The sequence below is a fragment of the Mesorhizobium alhagi CCNWXJ12-2 genome, from assembly GCF_000236565.1.
GTDB lineage: Bacteria > Pseudomonadota > Alphaproteobacteria > Rhizobiales > Rhizobiaceae > Allomesorhizobium > Allomesorhizobium alhagi.
Genome location: NZ_AHAM01000142.1, coordinates 1 through 2,740, shown reverse-complemented (window position 1 = coordinate 2,740; position 2,740 = coordinate 1). Strand labels below are relative to the sequence as shown.

The window sequence follows — 2,740 nt, the reverse complement described above, 5'->3', positions numbered from 1 at the left end:
GCGAAGCGGGGGAGGGGGACCATGCGAAGCATGGTGGAGGGGGCGCGTCTGCGGCTATCGGCATTTTACACATCTCAAACTCCCGCCTGCTGGCGCTGGCGGCGCAGATGCGGCGGCATCTCGGCATAGACGCCCTCGAACATGTCGCGCGCCGAAGGCTTGCCGCCGGCATGCAGCGTGCCGTGGCTCTCCGCCTCCTTCTGCGCGGCGATCACCGTATCCAGGATTTCGGCCTCCGTCTGCTTGTGGCGCTCCTCCGACCAGAGGCCGCGGACGATCAGGTGGTTCTTCAGCCGCAGCACCGGGTCGCCCAGTGGCCATGCCGCGGATTCCTCCTTTGGCCGATAGGCGGACGGGTCGTCGGAGGTCGAATGGGCGCCGACGCGGTAGGTGACGTGTTCGATCAGCGTCGGCCCGAGATTTCTGCGGGCGCGCTCGGCCGCCCATTTGGCGACGGCATGCACGGCCAGATAGTCGTTGCCATCGACCCTGAGTGCCGGAATGCCGAAGCCGAGGCCGCGCGCCGCAAACGTGCCGGAGCCGCCGCGCGCAATGCCCTGGAAGGTCGAAATCGCCCACTGGTTGTTGACGATGTTGAGCACGACCGGCGCCTTGTAGGTCGAGGCGAAGACGAGCGCGGCATGGAAGTCGCTCTCCGCGGTGGCGCCGTCACCCACCCACCCGACTGCGATTTTCGTGTCGTTCCTTATCGCCGAGGCCATCGCCCAGCCGACCGCCTGGATATATTGCGTGGTCAGATTGCCGGAAATCGAGAAGAAGCCGTGCTCCTTCGAGGCGTACATGACCGGCAGTTGCCGCCCCTTCAGCGGGTCGCGCTCATTGGAATAGATCTGGTTCATCATGTCGACCATGGGATAGCCACCGGCGATCAGCAGGCCGGCCTGGCGATAAGTCGGGAAATTCATGTCGCCGGGCAGGAGCGCTCTGCGGAAGGCGCAGCTCACCGCTTCCTCGCCCATATGCTGCATATAGAAGGAGGTCTTGCCCTGGCGCTGCGCCGTCTGCATGCGGGCATCGAAGGAGCGCAGCGTCATCATGTGGCGCAGGCCTTCCAGCAATTCCTCGTCGGTCAGCGTGCCGGCCCACGGCCCGACCGCCTCGCCCTCGCGGTTCAGGACACGGATGATCGAATAGGCGAGGTCGCGGATCGCGCGCGGATCGACATCCACTTCCGGCCGCGGCACGGAACCGGCCTTGGGGATCGGAACGTTGGAGAAATCGGGCGTGCCGCCCGGCCGCACTTCCGGTTCCGGAACGTGGAGGCTGAGCACATTTTTCTGGGGCATCCGTGATACTCCGGGCCGAAGGACGGTTGGCTGCAGGCCATTCATTCCACCGCCGCAACCGGCGATCAAGCCCCGCCCATCTTCGCTGACGGGCGGCGAGCGGCTTGTTCGGGTGGCAAAACATCGGCGCGAAATTATATGGCGCGGGCGGTGGCCTTCGCCAGCCAATCATGTCGCTGGGCGCGCCGGGGCGGATTTTTCCGGTCTTGCCGCGCCGGGAATTGATCTGCAAAAATTTTCGGGAAAACGCTGTTGTGCGCGTTGTCTGAATTGTTGATGTAAAGAATCCGGCGGTTGTCTTGATGATTCTGGAAATGGCGACAAGCCGCTGGAATTGCTGGCTTTCACAGGCGAGAAGATCTCGCCGCTATTGCACGAACACCCTGACGCTGGCCGCGCGGCCGGCCGCATCAATCACCGTCAGCGTCGAATAGCCCGTGCCGTCGGGCTGCCACGTCGCGGTGCGGCGGCGGACCGTCTCGGTCAGCGGCTTGCCGTTGGCCAGCCAGCGGAACGGCGCGCGGCCGCCCTGCAGCTTCAGCACCAGCGGTGTCGCCTCGGCCGTGGAAGCGCCGAGTTCGACGCGCGCGCCGTCGGGCGGAAAGACGATCTGCGGCGCTGGTTCGGAGATCGCGGCGAGGGCAACTCCGTCACCGCCCGGACCGAAGCGCTCAAGCGTGACCGGCAGATCCTCGCGCCTGGCATGGAAAACGCCCGCCGGCGCGCGGGGGAGCGGCACGGCGGCGAGCCCCGATTTCGCGAAGCCCTCGAACAGGATCGGCGCCGCCGAGACAAAGCCGGACAGGCCGGGCACCGAGCCGGAATCGGGGCGGCCGACCCAGACGCCGAGGACATGGCGGCCGCCATAGCCGACCGACCACGCGTCGCGGTAGCCGTAGGAGGTGCCGGTCTTGTAGGCGATGCCGCGCGGCGCGGCGCCCTCCGGCGGCCTGACGCCGGCCAGCATGTCCGTGACCTGCCACGCCGCCTGCGCTTCCAGGATGACGCCTTCGGCAGACGGTGGCTCCCCGGCTTCAGTGCTGTCGCGCAGCGGCTTCGCCCGCCCGCCATTGGCGAGGCCGGTGTAAAGCTGCACCAGATCGCGCAGCGATACGCCGACGCCGCCGAGCCCAATGGCGAGGCCGGGCGTCTCGCCGGGCGGCAGTTCGGGCGTCACGCCTGCCCTGCGGAAGCGCGCCACAAGCCGCGCCGGGCCGACGGCGTCGAGCAACCGCACCGCAGGCACGTTGAGCGAAAGCTGCAGCGCCTGCCTGACGCTGACATCGCCTTGGTAGCTCATGTCGAAATTCTTCGGCCGGTACCCGGCGAAATCGGCCGGGCGGTCCTCGATCAGCGTTTCCTGCGCCACCAGCCCCTGTTCGAACGCCAGCCCATAGATGAAGGGCTTCAGCGTCGAGCCGGGCGACCGCCGC

The 2,740-nt window shown here is 67.3% G+C and carries 2 protein-coding genes; both read right to left on the bottom strand.

Translation table 11 applies throughout. The features are described from left to right. Positions 1 to 74: 74 nt before the first annotated feature. Entirely contained in the window at positions 75 to 1,307 is a 1,233-nt protein-coding gene (locus MAXJ12_RS17045; RefSeq protein ID WP_008837172.1) for a 3-methyl-2-oxobutanoate dehydrogenase (2-methylpropanoyl-transferring) subunit alpha, read from the bottom strand. Positions 1,308 to 1,674: 367 nt separating this feature from the next. Beyond that, on the bottom strand, positions 1,675 to 2,740 hold a 1,066-nt coding region (locus MAXJ12_RS17040), incomplete at its 5' end, for a penicillin-binding transpeptidase domain-containing protein (protein ID WP_008837170.1).

Bases quoted from the DNA above. Each gene is read 5' to 3' on its own strand.
- MAXJ12_RS17045 (WP_008837172.1), bottom strand. From the start codon at position 1,307: ATGCCCCAGAAAAATGTGCTCAGCCTCCACGTTCCGGAACCGGAAGTG.